16 protein-coding genes are annotated in these 18067 nt (G+C 34.0%); 14 read left to right on the forward strand and 2 right to left on the reverse strand.

The genetic code is table 11. The annotated features are described in order from the left end of the window. Window positions 1-58: 58 nt before the first annotated feature. Together AC1RPK_RS00735 and AC1RPK_RS00740 are read left to right on the forward strand one after the other, a co-directional pair. A complete protein-coding gene (locus AC1RPK_RS00735; protein ID WP_481761024.1) occupies window positions 59-940 on the forward strand; it encodes a sulfite exporter TauE/SafE family protein in 882 nt (293 codons plus the stop codon). 77 nt (window positions 941-1017) lie between these two features. After that, window positions 1018-1344: a thioredoxin family protein gene (locus AC1RPK_RS00740; RefSeq protein WP_481761023.1), complete on the forward strand. Its 327-nt coding sequence runs from the start codon at window positions 1018-1020 to the stop codon at window positions 1342-1344. A 114-nt stretch (window positions 1345-1458) separates the two neighbouring features. Here the strand turns inward: AC1RPK_RS00740 and AC1RPK_RS00745 are convergent, their stop codons facing one another. After that, window positions 1459-2106: a TetR/AcrR family transcriptional regulator gene (locus AC1RPK_RS00745; RefSeq protein ID WP_481761022.1), complete on the reverse strand. Its 648-nt coding sequence runs from the start codon at window positions 2104-2106 to the stop codon at window positions 1459-1461. Between the two features lie 167 nt (window positions 2107-2273). Here AC1RPK_RS00745 and AC1RPK_RS00750 point away from each other — a divergent pair, with 167 nt between their 5' ends. Then, the gene (locus AC1RPK_RS00750; protein WP_481761021.1) at window positions 2274-3428 is read left to right on the forward strand and encodes a YhgE/Pip domain-containing protein; all 1155 of its coding nucleotides are present in this window, start codon (window positions 2274-2276) and stop codon (window positions 3426-3428) included. Window positions 3429-3523: 95 nt separating this feature from the next. Here the strand turns inward: AC1RPK_RS00750 and AC1RPK_RS00755 are convergent, their stop codons facing one another. Continuing rightward, window positions 3524-4228, reverse strand: a complete 705-nt coding sequence (locus AC1RPK_RS00755; RefSeq protein ID WP_481761020.1) for a GntR family transcriptional regulator — start codon at window positions 4226-4228, stop codon at window positions 3524-3526. A gap of 192 nt (window positions 4229-4420) precedes the next feature. On the opposite strand from AC1RPK_RS00755, the gene AC1RPK_RS00760 reads away from it, so the two are divergent. The 11 genes from AC1RPK_RS00760 (at window position 4421) to AC1RPK_RS00810 (ending at window position 18014) form a co-directional block, all read left to right on the forward strand. After that, on the forward strand, window positions 4421-6340 hold the full coding sequence (locus AC1RPK_RS00760) for a beta-glucoside-specific PTS transporter subunit IIABC (RefSeq protein ID WP_481761019.1): 1920 nt from the start codon (window positions 4421-4423) through the stop codon (window positions 6338-6340). A 1-nt stretch (window position 6341) separates the two neighbouring features. Continuing rightward, a complete protein-coding gene (locus tag AC1RPK_RS00765; RefSeq protein WP_481761018.1) occupies window positions 6342-7781 on the forward strand; it encodes a 6-phospho-beta-glucosidase in 1440 nt (479 codons plus the stop codon). Between the two features lie 223 nt (window positions 7782-8004). Further along, window positions 8005-9369 (forward strand): MFS transporter, encoded by a 1365-nt coding sequence (locus AC1RPK_RS00770; protein ID WP_481761017.1) that lies wholly within the window; start codon window positions 8005-8007, stop codon window positions 9367-9369. Window positions 9370-9478: 109 nt separating this feature from the next. Next, window positions 9479-10459 carry a LacI family DNA-binding transcriptional regulator gene (locus AC1RPK_RS00775; protein ID WP_481761016.1) on the forward strand — a complete coding sequence of 327 codons (981 nt, stop codon included), beginning with the start codon at window positions 9479-9481 and terminating at the stop codon, window positions 10457-10459. A 64-nt stretch (window positions 10460-10523) separates the two neighbouring features. Continuing rightward, window positions 10524-11936 carry a glycoside hydrolase family 32 protein gene (locus AC1RPK_RS00780; protein WP_481761015.1) on the forward strand — a complete coding sequence of 471 codons (1413 nt, stop codon included), beginning with the start codon at window positions 10524-10526 and terminating at the stop codon, window positions 11934-11936. After that, window positions 11936-12808, forward strand: a complete 873-nt coding sequence (gene scrK, locus AC1RPK_RS00785; RefSeq protein ID WP_481761014.1) for a fructokinase ScrK — start codon at window positions 11936-11938, stop codon at window positions 12806-12808. The genes AC1RPK_RS00780 and scrK overlap by 1 nt, the downstream gene beginning before the upstream one ends. 33 nt (window positions 12809-12841) lie before the next feature. Next, window positions 12842-14191, forward strand: coding sequence for a NosD domain-containing protein (locus AC1RPK_RS00790; RefSeq protein WP_481761013.1), 1350 nt, complete (start codon window positions 12842-12844; stop codon window positions 14189-14191). Window positions 14192-14296: 105 nt separating this feature from the next. Continuing rightward, the gene (locus tag AC1RPK_RS00795) at window positions 14297-14443 is read left to right on the forward strand and encodes a hypothetical protein (protein ID WP_409021777.1); all 147 of its coding nucleotides are present in this window, start codon (window positions 14297-14299) and stop codon (window positions 14441-14443) included. 130 nt (window positions 14444-14573) lie between these two features. Beyond that, window positions 14574-15809 (forward strand): cytosine deaminase, encoded by a 1236-nt coding sequence (gene codA / locus AC1RPK_RS00800; RefSeq protein ID WP_481761012.1) that lies wholly within the window; start codon window positions 14574-14576, stop codon window positions 15807-15809. 74 nt (window positions 15810-15883) lie between these two features. Further along, window positions 15884-16804 carry an aldo/keto reductase gene (locus AC1RPK_RS00805; RefSeq protein ID WP_481761011.1) on the forward strand — a complete coding sequence of 307 codons (921 nt, stop codon included), beginning with the start codon at window positions 15884-15886 and terminating at the stop codon, window positions 16802-16804. 91 nt (window positions 16805-16895) lie between these two features. Then, window positions 16896-18014 (forward strand): GntR family transcriptional regulator, encoded by a 1119-nt coding sequence (locus AC1RPK_RS00810; protein ID WP_481761010.1) that lies wholly within the window; start codon window positions 16896-16898, stop codon window positions 18012-18014. The last annotated feature ends 53 nt before the right edge of the window (window positions 18015-18067 follow it).

Genomic DNA, 18067 nt, shown 5'->3' on the forward strand with positions numbered 1-18067 from the left:
TAGGAATAAATTGAGTTAAACTGTACTATTATGATTCATTTAACTAGGAGATTTAATCATGCAAAAGACGTTGATTGCGGCAATTATTGTTATTAATTTTATATTTATCTGTTATTTTATGCGTGATTTAATGAGACATAAATCAGACTTCATGAAAGAACCGGCCAGTTCAGTATGGACACCAATATCGCAGATTGTTATTTTTTTCTTTTCTACTTTTGGAATTTCAGATTTTGCCATATCAACAGCAATATACCAGAAAGCTAATTGGGTTTCTATGAAAAAATTACCAGGTACGTTAAATGCGCAAGATGTTATTCCAATATTTGTCATGTCGCTGGCGTATATTACAAGTATCAATGTTGGTACTAAGACGTTACTAGTCTGTATTATTTGCCAAGTGCTGGGTGCTTATATTGGTCCGAGATTTGTTGTTAGATTACCTGAAAATAGTATTAGATCATTTGTTATCGTTGGATTACTTGTTGCAACCGCGTTAATCATCGCTGGTAAATTAGGCCTAATCACTGCTAGTGGGACCGCTACCGAACTATTTGGCTGGAAATTAGTTGTAACAGGATTTTTATTATTTATTTATGGCGCATTAAATAATATTGGAATAGGCTCATTTTCATTAACAATGGCAACTGTCTATGCGATGGGAATGGATCCGATTGCTGCATTTCCAATTATGATGGGGGGATGTGCATTTTCTTTACCAATAGGAAGTATGCAATTTATAAAACTCAATCAATATTCTAGAAAAATAACCTTATTTTCTGTTTTTGGTATTATAGGTGTTTTAGTTGCGGTACTTTTAGTTAAGAATATTAATACAAGTGTGATTCAATGGATTGTTATTGTAGTATTATTGTATTCTGCATACAGCCTATATATAGGTAATAAAGAAGCTAAACTAATCAGAGATAAAAATAAATAAGCAAGCATATTTTAATTGAAAATGGCTAATCTGATATATACTTATAAAAAGTAAGCATATTAGTGGAGGTAGCAAAAATGAAAAGTATAGAAAAAGAAACAACGGTAAGTGAATTAATGGATAAAATTAAAGATGGAAAGTATATCCTATTTTTTTCTGCAACATGGTGCCCAGATTGTGCTTTTATTAAACCTGAAATGCCTAATATTGAATCAGAATATACTGAATACACATTCTTAGCTGTCGATCGAGATGAAAATATGGACTTAGCTGTTGAGTTAAGTGTCTTCGGTATTCCAAGTTTTATTGCATATGAAAATGGTAAAGAAACAGGACGTTTAGTTAATAAAAATCGTAAAACGAAACAAGAAGTAGAAACATTTATTAATAGTATTCCTGCGTAATTAAAAAGATTAGTTAGTATGAATAATCTGCTTTGAATTAAAAATACCCATCGAGTAAACAAGGTTTTACAGTAACTTGTTTACTCGATGGGTATTTTTAATTATTTATTTTTATCAAACACTAAGTGCGTTTATCAGAGCATCTGCTGAATGTTCAATACTTTCTTTTGTTAACGATTGATCAAAAAGAAGATAACCAAGTACAATACCACCTATAGTTGACCAAATAACCTTAAGAATTTCGAGATTATCCCAACTGACAATTAGTTTTTTTTCTTTTAGTGTATCAATAGTTGAATTGAGTGCCGTCCAGTATGGGGCGGGAATATTTTCTAATAACTGTTTAACAACCGATTTATCATAAAGTAGTTCAGAAATGAAAATTTTAAGAACTTTAGCATTTTCTTGCAAAAAAATAATTCTATTTTTTAACAAAGGACGAATTAATGAATCCAAAGTTAAATTTGAATGATCAATGGACTCGTCTAATAAGTCGTGCATTGCAGAAGGTAAGATGGATTTAATGACAGGGGCAATAATGGCGTTAAGTAAGCCTTGTTTATTGTTATATTTACTAAAAATATTACCTTCAGCCACGCCAGCTTTTTTTGCAATTTCTTTTGTACTTGTATTTGCATAGCCTTTTTCTGAGAATAATTCAATTGCGGCGATTAAAATTTGTTTTTGTTTATCTGTTATATCTCTAAATAAATCCGAGTTGGCATATAATTTTAATTCAGAATTTTTAATAATATTCACCATCCTATTTATAGCCCTATTATGACACAATTGATAGCGATGACAAAAGACAAACTTATTATTTTGATAGTTTATATTTAAAAGTTAGGGTTGACTAAACTTGTGGATAGGTTATAATCGTATTTGTAATTGATTGAGTGCTCACTCAAAAAGAAAAGAGGAATATGATTATGTTTAAAAATAAATTTTTAGGTTTCGCCATTTTAGTTTCGGTATTACTTACATTTATTATGGTGGTGATGCAAATCCCATCTGTAAAATCAGAGCTCAAAGATGTACCTGTTGCCATTGTTAATGAAGATAGTGGTAAGCAAGGTAACAAAATCGTTGAAAATCTAACTAGAAGCAAAAATAAGGCGTTAGATTGGCATATCGTTAAGAGTGATAAGGCACTTAAGAGTGCAATGGATAAACAACATTATTATGCGGCTATTGTAATTCCAAAAGATTTCTCGGCATCAATTGGAAAATTAGCTGATCCAACAACAAAAGATGTTACAAATGTAACTGTTGTAACAAATGAAGCAAAAAATGCTACATTGTCAACGACTTTAGGTTCGACACTATCAACAATAGTTACAAAAATTGGTGGTGGTATTTCAGCCGGAATTTTAACAAATATGGCAAAAGCCAATATGAGTGTCCCCGCTGTGACTGCATTGAAGTTAAATAACCCAATCACTGTAAAAACAACCGTTAGACATTCAACCGCTGGATTAACATCAGCGAATAGTTCGTTCTTCCAACCCGTCTGGATTGCAAGCATGGTTATTAGTTTATTATTATTCTACGCTGGAGATTCAAGAGAATTTAAATCAATGAAACACAAGTTTTCATTTAAATCATCATTCATTATCTCAGCTGTAGCACTTGCAATTTTAACTGGATTTGCAACAGCTACGTATGCGACATGGATTTTAGGATTTGATTTTACACATTTTATAACAATTGCATCGTTCTTATCATTTACAAGTTTTGCTTTTATAATGTTATTCTCAGGGGTATTGACATGGATTGGTTTCCCAGGGGTAATTATATTTGTCCTCTTACTATTTTTCTCAATTCCTTTATTGGCAATGGCACAACCATTAGTACCTCAATTCTACCAAGATTGGGTTCTTCCATGGTTACCAATGCGTTTCTTGTATGATGGTGCTCGCAGCATTCTTTATTATGGAGCATCTTTCTGGAACAGTTCTACAATGGGCCTAACTTATGTCTTAGCAATCGGTAGTGTCTTGTTTTTTGCCGAAGGATTATCACCCAAACATCGTAAAGTTGAAAAAGAAATTAACGATAAAATTAAAGAGATGGAAGTTAAATAGAATTCTTTAAATGAATCTTGAAATAAATTAAAAACCTCAGGGTAATCACCTTTTTAAGTGATTGCCCTGAGGTTTTTAATTTATTAATTATGGTTTTATTTTTGTCCACTTTGAATAAAAAAGTTAGCATGTTTATAGTTATAAATAGTTTGAGAAAGATCAAAAGGTTCACCGCTTACTGTATAAAAAAGTTCATCAATATAGAGTCCAGGCGAATTTTCTGGTAGTTCTAAAAGGGTTGATTCTGTCTTTTTAAGGGTGTCTGTACGTAAATATTTATCGGAGAAACCTATTTTTAATTTTAAAACTTCTTTCAAGTAATTAAAAATAGACTCACTGATTATTTCGCGATTAAGATAAGGAACAAGTTTTTTTCGATAGTAGGATCTCTCAATACAGAGAACTTGATTATCGATGTAACGAATTCTTTTTATTAAATAAACTTCCTCACCCGGAGCACAATTTAATTCCCTGGCTACATCAGCATTGGGTAGTTCAACTTTTAAATCAATCACTTTTGTAGATAATTTACTGTTTTCTAAATCTTTTGTAAAGCCCATGTTCGTCATTAGAGCGATGTAACCGTCTCTTTTTTGACGACGAACAAAAATTCCGCTACCTTGTACTTGATAAATAATACCCTTATCTTCTAAAGTTGTGAGAGCTTTAACGAGTGTCGTCTTACTGACGGCATATTTGGCAATAAGTTCATTTAGACTAGGGAGTTGCGTCCCTTGATTCAAATTTTTATTTTTAATTGCAAGCTCAATTTGATCAGCAATTTCTTGATACTTTAACATTTCATGCCTCCATTAAAATAATGTATCCTTTATTGTATAACATTGTTCCCGCCTTGTACATCTAGATGAAAAGGGTTACAAAAAAAGTGTTGACTTATTGTGCACGTACAATTAAAATATACATATACAAAGATTTGTAAGGGTTTACAATTTTTTTCTATTTATTCGTTTTTATCTGAGGAGGAGAAAAATATGGCAAGTAAGGTTAGAGATTATACAAAATTAGCTACAGATATTTTAGAAGCAATTGGTGGAGAAAAAAATTTAGCAGGAGCAACGCATTGTGCGACACGGTTACGACTAGTGCTACATGAGGTTCCTTCAGATGCTAAAGAAAAAATATCAGCAATGGCAGGCGTTATCACTGTTGTTGAAAGTGGTGGACAATTCCAAGTAGTTATTGGACCACATGTTGCGGATGTTTATGATGCATTCTCAGCAATGATTGATAGTTCAGAAGTAGAGGAAGTAGAAGCACCAAAAACAAGTATAATGAATCGAGTTATTGCAACAATGTCTGCGGTTTTTGCCCCATTCGTTTACATATTGGCCGCGGCAGGTATTATTCAAGGGAGTTTAATTCTAATTACTTTAGCTATGCCAAATTTTCCTAAAAGTGGTACATATCAAGTTTTAAGCTTTATTTCTTGGGCACCATTTACGTTCTTACCAATATTTATTGCCATAACGGCAGCTAAACATTTTAAAACAAACAGTTTAATCGCTGTTGCATGTTGTGCTGCATTAGTTAGTCCCACATGGGCAGAGATGGCTGGAACTATTGCTAGCGGTACAAGTATTAACTTTATGGGTATTCCATTATCTCAAACAGTTTATACATCATCAGTATTGCCACCATTATTTTTAGTTTGGATTCTTTCTTATCTTGAAAGATTCTTGAGTAAAAAGATACCTGACATTATTAAAGAACTTGCTGTTCCATTATTATGTCTATTAATTATGGTTCCTTTAACAATCTTAATTATTGGACCACTTTCATCTCTTGGAGCTGAAGGAATCGCAAAAGGATATAATTATTTAGTTAAAGTTGCACCACCTTTAGCAGGTGTTATTATTGGTGGTTTCTGGCAAGTACTTGTTATTTTTGGTATCCATTGGGGTGTTACGCCAATGGTTATGGCCAATTTCAAAATGAATGGAATGGACTCATTTCAGGCTTTTCAAACAATTGCAGTGGTCGCACAAGTTGGTGCTGTTTTAGGTGTATTTATTAAGTCTAAGAACAGAGAATTAAAAAATATATCTCTTTCAGCATTTATTACAGGATTATTTGGGATTACAGAACCAGCAATTTATGGTGTGACATTAAGATTTAAAAAACCATTTATCTTTGGTTGTATTTCAGGAGCGTTTGGTGCATTAATTACAAGTTTCTTTAATTCATATTATTTTGCTTATGCTGGACTACCAAGTTTATTAACCATTGTAAATGCAATTAGTCCTAAATACCCACACTCATTTATTGGTATGGTTGTTGGATGTATTGTAGCAATTGTGGGTTCAGTTCTACTTGTTCAAATTTTTGGTACGGGTGAAACAGTTAGTGAAGTCGCAACAATGGAAGCACAGTTAGATGATGCACCAGCTAAGGTCGCACCAGTTATGAGTACGCCAGTAATAAATGCACCAGGCGTTGTTAATAGCCCTGTAACAGGGAAAGTAATTGCGTTAACAGAAGTAGAGGATGAAGTATTTTCATCTGGTGCAATGGGCAAAGGTGTTGCTGTAAATCCAACGGATAATAAAATATATGCACCATTTGATGGTCAGGTTGTCATGACTACAGAGACACAACATGCGATTGGATTAAAATCTGTAGATGGTGTAGAAGTTTTAATTCATATTGGAATGGATATCGTTGAATTAAAAGGAAAATATTTTGCAACACAAGTTAAAAATCATGATTATGTAAAAATGGGTGATTTACTTGTTGAATTTGATCAAGAGAAGATAAAAGAATCAGGATTTTCAGTAGTAACACCTGTAATTGTGACTAATTCAGATGATTACGAAGATGTTATTGCGTATACGCAAAATGAAATTCACCATGGAGAACCAATAATGGAATTAATTCCAAAAGGAGAAAAATAAAATGTCTAAATTACCGAAGGATTTTTTGTGGGGTGGCGCTTTGGCTGCTCATCAGTTTGAAGGCGGCTGGAATGTTGATGGAAAAGGGCCAAGTGTTATTGATGTGATGACTGCAGGAGCAAATGGTGTTCCGCGGGAAATTACGGAAACTATTGAAACAGATAAATTTTATCCGAATCATGATGCAATTGATTTTTATCATCATTACAAAGAAGATATTCAATTTTTCTCTGAAATGGGATTGAAGTGCTTACGAACATCAATCGCGTGGTCACGTATTTTCCCAATGGGAGATGAAAGCGAACCAAATGAAGCGGGATTACAATTTTATGATGATGTTTTTGATGAATTATTAAAAAAAGGTATTCAACCAGTGATTACCCTATCGCATTTTGAAATGCCACTCCATTTAGCTAAAGAATATGGTGGTTTTAGAAATCGTAAATTAATTGATTTTTTTGAAAATTTTGCTACGGTTTGCTTTAAACGTTATCAATCTAAAGTAAAATATTGGATGACATTTAATGAAATTAATAATCAAATGGATACAAATAACCCCATCTTTTTGTGGACTAATTCTGGAGTTATTGTGAACGATGGTGAAAATCCCAAAGAAATTATGTATCGAGTTGCACATAACGAACTCTTGGCTAGCGCTAAGGCGGTTATTGCTGGTAAAAAAATTAATTCTGATTTTGAAATAGGATGCATGGTATCACACGTACCAATTTATCCTTATTCATGTGATCCGGAAGATATCATGGCTGCTGAAGAGGCAATGCATCAACGCTTCTTTTTCCCAGATGTTCATGTTCGTGGAGAATACCCACGTTATGCACTAAAAGAGTTTGAACGTCACAATTATGATGTTGGGATTCAAGAAGGCGATATGGAGATATTGAAAAAAGGGACAGTTGATTATCTAGGATTCAGTTACTATATGTCAACAGTTGTTAAAGCAGATGCTGAAGCAGATCATTTAGGTGATGTTGTGAATGGTGGACTACCTAATGGGGTTCCTAATCCGTATATTAAATCTAGTGACTGGGGCTGGGCAATTGATCCCGATGGTTTACGATATACGTTAAATCGATTATATGATCGCTATCAGTTACCGTTATTTATTGTTGAAAATGGTTTTGGCGCGATTGACAAGCTTGAAGATAATCATGAAATTCATGATCCTGAACGTGTAAGTTATCTAAAAGAACATATTGAAGCAATCGAAAAAGCAGTTGATTATGATGGTGTTGAAGTCTTAGGATATACACCATGGGGTGTTATTGATTTAGTATCATTTACAACTGGTGAGATGAAAAAGCGTTATGGTATGATTTATGTTGATCGTGATAATGAGGGCAATGGATCGATGAAACGTTATAAAAAAGACTCATTTACTTGGTATAAAAATGTAATTGAAACAAATGGAGAAAGTCTTTAAAAGTTATTATAGAAAGAAAAAGCATCTCATTTATTAATAAATGAGATGCTTTTTGATTAATAAAAAAACAAATGACAACCGGTTGACATAAAAATATAAACAGGTTATACTTTGGTTATTCTTTCAGAAAGCGCTTTCTAAAAGTTGAGTTTATAGGTACAGGCAATTGCTATTTTTTAGTGAAATGGGACATTTATTAAACAAATAGAATGGGGTAAATAGAATGGAAAACAAAGTAAACGTAGATACAAATCAAGTTGAAGAAATTCCTCTTTTTCGAAAACTAAGTTATTCACTTACAGATTTTGGCGGAAATATTCTATTTGTAAGTATTAGTACGTACTTGTTATATTTTTATACAGATGTTTTTGGAATTGGGATTGGTGTAGCTGGAACTATCTTGCTCGTCACACGATGCGTTGATATGTTTGATGCACCAATATGGGGCTTTTTAATTGATCATACACATACAAAATGGGGACAAAGTCGGCCGTATTTCTTGTGGTTATGTGTACCATTTGCATTCTTTACATGGTTAACATTTACTACACCGAATTTATCGGGATCGTCCAAAGTTATCTATGCATCAGTTGTTTACGTCATTGCAGGAATTATATATACCGGAATTAGTACCCCTATGACGTCGATTTTACCTAACTTAACAAATGATTCAGACCAAAGAACGGTTTTGAATTCATATCGAATGGTTGGAGGAAATGTTGGTCTATTGGTTGCTAATGGTGTTGTTTTACCATTAGTTCAAATATTAGGGCAAGGAAATGATCGTAAAGGATTCTCATATGCAATGATTATTTTAGGGATTATCTCCATTATTGCCTTTTTAATTGCCTTTTTAAATTTACGAGAAATTAATACAACGATTACGAAATCAATATCATTAAAACAGAGTGTTAAAGCAACAAAAAGTAATTGGCCTTGGATTTTATTGGTTATTTCCAACTTATTCTATTGGATTGGAACAACTGTTAGAAGTTCAGGCATGATTTATTATTTTCAATATAATATCCATGCAAAATCATTAGTCGCAGTTGCTGGTTCTTTATCTGTTGTTGCTGTTATAGGGATGATATCAATTCCATTACTTGTTAAACGTACAAATAAAAGAACGGTTCTAATTGGAGCACTATTGATGGGAGCAATCTGTAACATGTTGCTTCAAGCAGTTGGTAGTAATCAAGTTTGGGTTGTTATCTTATATTGCCTAGGATCAATTGGAACGGGTGTTGCAGCTGCAATGCCATTCCTAATGTTGGCTGATGCGGTTGATTTTGGTCAATGGAAAACAGGAATCAGAGCCAGTGGCTTTTTAACAGCTATTGGAAGTGCATTCTGTGTTAAAGCAGGTAGTGGGATTGGCGGATTTATTCCATCACAAGTAATGCAATTCTTTGGATATATACCCAATCACACTCAAACGAGTCAATCTTTATTAGGCATTAACTTAAGTTTTATCTGGATTCCAGCCATGCTGTTCATACTTGCTGCAGTTCCAATGTTTTTCTATGGTAAATTTGAACGAAATGAAGATAAAGTTAGATTAGAATTAGCTAAAAAAGAAGCAGCTTAAAAAGTTAATGGTGGGGATAATGGTTTTGCTTATTTTATGGTAAACTAAGAGTACTAAAAGTTAAGCGGTAACAATTTAACTAAAATTAGACGACTTAGGAGCAAATAAAATGCAAAATCCAAAACTTGATGATGTCGCTGAATTGGCAGGCGTTTCTAAAACGACTGTATCTAGGGTGTTGAACAATAGAGGTTATCTTAGCGAAAAGACAGTTAAAAAGGTTCGTGATGCTGTGAAAGAGTTACATTATCAGCCTAATGATGTTGCAAGACAATTATTTAATAAAGAAACAAAACTAATAGGGCTTATTTTCCCAACCATTGCGAATCCTTTTTTTGGACAATTAGCTTACCATTTAGAAACGAAACTTTTTAATAGAGGTTATAAGGTTCTTATCGGTAACTCAAAAAATGATTCAGAAAAAGAAGTGACTTATTTACGTAAACTAATGGCAAATCAAGTTGATGGGCTAATTGTTGGAGCACATAATGAAGGAATTGAAGAATATCATAATACAAATTTACCAATTGTCGCAATTGATAGAATTATGAATGGTGATATTCCGGTCGTTTCTTCTGATAATTATAGTGGCGGTAAAATGGCAACAGAATTGCTATTAGAACATGGGGCAACCTCAATTGTACATACAAATGGACCTTATGATTTAGAAACGCCTGCTCGAGATAGACGTAGGGCATACGAGAAAATTATGAGTGAACATGGGTTGCCAGCCGTAACGTATACAATTGATTTTAATTGGACAGAAACAGAAAAAACAAAAGTTATTAAAAGAATTTTTGAGGATCTTAAACGAGTGGATGGTATTTTTGCTTCGAATGATACAGACGCTAGTTTGATCATAAAAATAGCTAGAGAATATGGCAAACGAGTACCTGAAGATTTACTTGTTATTGGCTATGATGGGACAGATGTTGTTCGATTATTTAAACCAGAACTAACAACAATTATTCAACCAATTGAACAGATGGCTGATGCAGCTATTGATATTTTAATGAAGAAAATAGAAGGTAAAGAGACACCTATGCAAGTAGTACTACCGGTACAATTATATAAAGGAGAAACGGCATAGTAGGTGCGTTTTTATTTTAAGATAATGACAACCGGTTAACATATAGAACGAGGAGAAGACAATTTTGAAAAATGAAACGATTAATTATCCAGAGGTAACTGATGAAAGATATCGATTAAAGTATCATATTACGGCACCAGCAGGTTGGATGAATGATCCAAATGGGTTTTGCTTTTTTAAAGGGTACTATCACATCTTTTATCAACATCATCCAAATTCAACACAGTGGGGACCAATGCATTGGGGTCATTCAAGAAGTAAAGATTTAGTTAATTGGGAAAGCTTACCAATTGCTTTGGTTCCTGGTGATCAAGAAGATCAGGATGGCTGTTTTTCAGGTAGCGCAATTGTGAAGGATGAGCGTCTCTATTTAATTTATACAGGACATAATTTGAAAGACAAAAATGATCCGGATAGTTATTGGCAGAATCAAAACCTAGCCGTTAGTGATGATGGCATAACTTTTGAAAAATTTGCTGGTAATCCAGTGATTTCAATGCCTCCTGTAGATAATGATGCTGATTTTAGAGATCCAAAAATTTGGTTTGAAAATGGAAAATATAATATTGTAATCGGAAGCAAAAATAAGGATGGCTTGGGTCGAGTTCTTATGTATAACTCAGATGATTTAGAACATTGGGACTACTTAGGACCTATTGCAACTGCTAAATCAGTTGATTCTGAAGGATTCGTTTGGGAATGTCCTGACCTTTTCGAAATTGACGGACAAGACGTTTTAGTAATGTCACCACAAGGAATTAAAGCTGATAAATTAAAATATAGAAATTTCTTCCAAACAGGATATCTGACTGGAAAATTTGATGAAGAGACACATTCATTACATCATGGTGAGTTCACTGAATTAGATTATGGACATGATTTCTATGCAACACAATCAATGGTTACGCCTGACGGTAGAAGGATCATATTTGCATGGATGGACATGTGGGAGAGCCCCATGCCAGAACAGGAAGATGGTTGGGCAGGCGCACTAACATTTCCAAGAGAATTAAATATGAAAAATGGTAAATTATTGATGACACCAGTTGAAGAAATTAAAAAATTGCGCGAAAAAGTATTATTAGATGTCACTAAACCTAAGGATACAACCACTATTTTTGAAGCCCCTACAAAGAGTTTTGAGTATTTAGCGAACTTTAATGGGCAAGAAAATGTCAGCGTTAAAATTAAAAATAGCGATAATAAATTATTAATAAAAGTTAGCTATCAAGCTGCAACAGGTAAGGTAACATTACAAAAGTATAATGACGATTTACTTCGAGAAACTAATGTGAGCGTTGCCAATGAATTGGATGTTCATTTATTAATGGACAACAGTTCAGCAGAATTATTTGTGAATAATGGAGAAGCATGTTTCTCTGAAAGGGTTTATGATGAAAAGGAACTTATAGTTGAAACAAGTAGCGATTCAACTAATTATGATATTAAAATATATGAACTTGGAGGAACAATGTAATGTTATTAGGAAGTATTGAAGCAGGTGGCACTAAATTTGTATGCGCGGTAGGTAACGAAGATTATCAAGTAAAGGATCAAATTCAAATTCCCACGACTACACCTGTTGAAACATTAACGGCAGTCGTAGACTATTTTAAGCAATTTGAAATAGCTGCACTTAGTGTTGCCTCATTTGGACCAATTGAAATCAGAAAAACGTCACCTAAATATGGATTTATCACGAAAACACCAAAACCGGGTTGGGGTGATACGGATTTCTTGGGATTTCTTAAGGGCAAACTGGATATTCCAACATTTTGGACAACGGATGTAAATGGTTCAGCTTACGGTGAATATACAATGTCGACATTGTTTAATGAGAAAATTAATTCACTTGTTTATTACACAATTGGAACTGGTGTGGGCGCTGGAGCAGTAATTGATGGCCACTTAGTTGGCGGTATTGGCCATCCTGAAATGGGCCATGTCTTAGTTAAGAGACATCCTGATGATCTTGATTTTAAAGGTGTCTGTCCATTTCATGGTGATTGTTTAGAGGGCTTAGTTGCTGGACCAACATTTGAAGCACGGACTGGTAAAAAAGGTAAAGATGTCCCATTAACAGACAAAACTTGGGATATTATGGCCTACTATATTGCTCAGGCTGCCGTTCAAACAACGTTAAGTTTACGTCCTAATAAAATTATTTTTGGGGGCGGCGTTACAAATGATGTTTTATTGGAAAAAGTGCGACATGAATTCAAAGAAATTTTAAATGATTATGTTGACGTTCCTCCATTAGATCAATATATTACAGCACCACAAGTTGCTAATAATGGATCAGCCAATGTTGGAAACTTCGCTTTAGCTGAAAAAATGTTATCTGAATGATAGGGTTATTTAACAAAATTGGAGGGTAAAATAATGACAAACAAAAATTATTATGATGTAACAAAATGGCCTATTGGTAACCCGTACGAAGATATTGGGGAAGTTATTAATAGTATTATTACTGATATTAAAAGTCATCAAACTGATAGTAATAGCAATGATGGTGGAAAACCAGGGGCAGTTATTTATCTACCACCAGCTGATTATCACTTGCGTACACAAGTCTTAATAGATATTAGTTTTCTTAAAATTCAAGGATCTGGGCATGGATTTACGTCATCAAGCATTCGGTTTAACGTACCACAAAACGAATGGTCAAATTTACATGAATTATGGCCTGGTGGTAGTCGTGTTCTTGTTGACCTCGATCCTAAAACAACGGATGAAGAATCTGAAGGTGCAGCTTTCTATGTTGCAAGAGAAGGAAATCCGCGTATTAGTTCAGTCGAATTTTCGAACTTTAATATTGATGGGTTACACTTTATTGATGATGGCACAGGCGAAAAAAATCCAGAAAATACGTATGTGAATGGTAAGACTGGAATTTATGTTGCAAGTGCACAAGATTCATTCCGTATTACAGAAATGGGTTTTGTTTACTTAGAACATGGTGTAACCATTTATAACGCAGATGCATTAACAATCCACGATAATTTTATTGCTGAATGTGGTAATTGTATTGAACTACGTGGATGGGGACAAGCTTCGAAAGTAACTGAAAATTTAATGGGCGCTGGATTTAATGGCTATACCATTTTTGCGGAAAACTTCGGAGGACTGCTAATTACGACTAATAATATTTTCCCAAGAGGTGCAAGTAGCATTTCATTATCTGGCGTGACGAAATCGTCTGTTACAAATAATCGCATTCATGCATTTTATCCCGGAATGGTTATTTTAGATGATAATTGCTCAGAGATATTGGTTTCTTCAAACCATATGCTGCATGATCAAGAACCGTGGGCGCCTATGCAACATCGAGATAATGGATTAGACGATTTATATGGGCTGTTATCAATTAGCGGTAATGATAATTCCGTCATTGGAAATCATTTTTCAGAAACGGTTGATCAAAACACGCTTAAACCAGTTGGTGCAACACCGGTCATTATCCGACTTGCTGCCGGACATGGTAATTATATTGCAAATAATAATGTTGTGGCTACAGAAATTCAATCAGGTAGTGGCGATTCAGCATTTTCTGCACAAGTAGATGCGTTACTAGCAACCGAAGAATTAAAAAAAGTCACAGTAACAACTGTTTTGGTTGAAAAGAAGTCAACGCAAAATACAATTTTAGATTCTGGAAGCAATGAACAAGTTATTTTGGATAAAAATGTGAATGCTTTTAGAGCAACACCAACCGTCCCAAAAAAACAGTAATTTTAAATAAATGATTTAATTTGTGCCACTTTGATAAAATAGGACTATAATGAAAGTTGAAGTTAGAACTTAATATAACTGTCCAAATCAAAAGAGGCGATAGCAATGGCAAAGTTGAGTAAAGAACAACGCAAAGCAATGGCTCAAAAAGCAATGGACGAACGTGCTAAACATCCACAAGCTGAAAAAAAACAATCAGGTTTTAAATTTATTGAAGATGAATCAACTAAGTTAGGTGCAGAAAAAAACTAATTATAAAAGTTCAAAGATTAATTCTAAGTATTCTTGGAATTAATCTTTTTTTAGTTAACTAAAAATATTAAATTGGGTGTAAGTCATGTACAATTTGAATGATAGATAATTTAATGAGGAGTGATAATCGATGTTAATTAAACAAGTACATATTGAAAATAAAGAAGAATTACAAGATATTCGAGTAGAAAATGGCATGTTTACTGAGATTGGGGTAAATTTACAACAAAATGCTGATGAAAAAGTCATTGATGCAACCGATAAATTGATGTTACCGCCATTTGTTGATCCACATGTTCATTTGGATTCAACGCTCACAGCAGGTGATCCGGAATGGAACGAATCTGGGACTTTATTTGATGGCATTCGGATTTGGTCTGAACGTAAAAAGACGTTAACCCATGAAGATGTTAAAGAACGTGCTGTTACAGCATTAAAAATGCAGGCAGCCCATGGTGTTCAGTTTGTTCGTTCACATGTTGATGTGACTGATCCTGATTTAGTGGCTTTGAAAGCTTTAATTGAGGTCCGCGAAGAAGTTAAACCTTGGATGGAATTACAATTAGTTGCTTTCCCACAAGAAGGTATTTTATCATTTCCAAATGGGAAGGAATTAATGACAAAAGCTGCTGAATTAGGAGTGGATGCAATTGGTGCAATTCCCCATTTTGAATTTAATAGAGAATATGCAGTTGAATCACTCCATTTCGCTTTTGAATTGGCTCAGAAATATAATTTATTATTTGATGCACATACGGATGAAATCGATGATCCTAGTTCTCGTAGCTTGGAAACCGTTGCGACATTAGCTTTAGAAACAGGGATGAAAGATAAGGTTACAGCATCACATACAACAGCGATGGGTTCATATGATGATGCTTATTTGTACAAATTAATGCGTTTATTGAAGATGTCAGAAATGAACTTTATTGCTAATCCACTTGTAAATATGTTCTTAGGTGGACGTTTTGACACATATCCAAAGCGTCGTGGGTTAACACGCGTCAAAGAATTGGATGAGAATGGGTTGAACGTTGCATTTGGTGAAGATGACATCAAAGATCCATGGTATCCAATGGGAGATGGCAACATGTTAGACGCCTTGCACATGGGATTACATGCGACTCAGATTATGGGTTATAGTCAAATTATGAATGCTTACCGATTTGTGACGACTAATGGCGCTAAATCTATGCATGTTATGGATCATTATGGAATTGAAGTTGGAAAACCAGCTAATTTCGTCATTATGGATAGTGATAATTTTTATGATGCGTTGAATACACGTGCTGCCGTTATGTTATCAGTCCATAATGGTGATGTGATTAGTGAAACCAAGCCAGCAGAAACCCAGTTATATATCTAGTAAGTAATCGTTTTGGTAGCGCCTTCTTGATTTGAATGCTAGAATCAAGGCATGACTTGAAAAGGGGTAATAAAATGAAAATGATTAATTTAGGCGATAGCGAACTTCAAGTATCATCTGTCGGTTTGGGATGCATGCGCATGCCAGAATTGTCGACTGGGCAAGCTGCAGAAATGATTCAAACATCAGTTGATCATGGCATTAATTTCTTTGATCACGCAGATATTTATGGTGCAGGAAAAGCTGAAGAAGTGTTTGCGGCAGGATTTACTGAAACTGGGTTATCACGTGAAGACATTATTCTTCAATCAAAATGTGGTATCGTTCCAGGTGTAGAGTATAATTTTACTGCTGAACACATTGAAAAAAGTGTTGACGGTATTTTAAAACGATTAAATACGGAATATATTGATAGCTTATTGTTACACAGACCTGATACGTTAATGGAACCTGAAGCTATTGCTCGTGTATTTGAAAAACTACAAAAATCTGGAAAAGTACGTCATTTTGGTGTTAGTAATTTCTATCCTGGGCAAGTTGATTTATTACAACAAGCTTTGGATATGAAACTATTAGTTAACCAACTCCAATTCGGTGTCATGCACACTGGAATGATTGATTTGGGAACAAATGTGAATATGGTTAATGATGCTGGAATTAATCGTGATGGCGGTATTTTAGAATATTCGCGTCTTAAAAAAATGACGATTCAAGCATGGTCACCATTCCAATACGGATTCTTTGAAGGTACATTCTTAGATAATCCAAAATTTGCTGAATTAAATGAAGTTTTAAACCGTTTAGCTAAAGAAAAAGAAACAACTAATACTGGAATCGCAACAGCATTTATTCTACGTCACCCAGCTAAAATGCAGGTGATTGCTGGAACAATGAACGCAAAAAGAATTGTTGAAATTGCGAATGCTTCAGAACTTGAGCTAACACATGAAGAATGGTACGAAATTTATCGTGCAGCAGGAAATAAATTACCATAAATGAAAAAATTAAAGTAACTAACTAATTACTATTTTAGTTGGTTACTTTTTATATTAAGCGTATGAAAATTTCGTAGTTAACATACTGGGTATGGTAAAATTAGAATTAATAGGTGGTGGATTTGATTTGGAAAACAAATATGAGCATGTTTATCGTGAAATTAAAGCGAAAATTGTCGCGGGTGAATATGAAGTAAACGATAAATTAATGACTGAATCACAGTTAATGTCGATTTACGAATCTAGTCGTTATGCGGTTCGTAAAGCAATTGGTGATTTAGAGAATGCAGGGTATGTCTACCGAATACAAGGTGGCGGTATCTTCGTTAATGATTGGCATACTGTAAAAAAAGTGACACAAAATAATAAAATAATTGGTGTCATGACGACACATATTGCTGATTATATTTTTCCAAATATTATCACTGGAATAGATCGTATTATTTCTGAAGAGGGATATACAATCATGCTAAGTAATACGCTTGATAATGCTGAAAAAGAACGATATAGCCTTTTAAGAATGCTTGAAATGAATTTATCTGGACTAATCGTAGAACCAACACAAAGCGCATTAATAAATAAAAATAAGGATTTATACGAAAAGATAGTGGCGCAAAAAATACCAGTCCTTTTTATTAATGCACATTATGAAAACTTGGAAATTCCATACTTAGAGTTAAATGATTTTAATGGTAGTGAGGTTGCTACAGAGCATTTGATAAATGAAGGACATGGAAAAATACTTGGTATTTTTAAAGTGGATGATAAACAAGGTCAGTTAAGAATGAATGGATTCGTGCAAGCTTATATGGAACATTCAGCTATTTCATACCAAAGTGAGATATTGATGTACCAATCTGCTGATTCAATGCAAAATATCTATAAAAAAATTGAAAAGATTCTGCATAGATCGGATCATCCAACCGCGATTGTTTGTTACAATGACCAGCTTGCCATTAAATTAATAGATATTGTTAAGTCGATGGGAATGAAAATTCCTGAAGATATCTCAATTGTTGGTTTTGATGATTATCAATTATCAAAATATATGTCACCTAAATTAACAACAATTAGACATCCAAAGGAAAAAATGGGCCGAGAAGCTGCGACGATGTTATTAAAAATGATTAATTCTAAAACAATGTCGGCGAAATCTGTCGTATATGATGCAAAGCTAATCATTCGAGAAAGCGTTAAAAATAGGAATTAAAGCATGATAAGTATTACTCAAATTTGAGTAATACTTATTTTTTTGAAATTCAT

The sequence above is a fragment of the Dellaglioa sp. CoH-55-MRSF-6 genome (genome assembly GCF_056782215.1).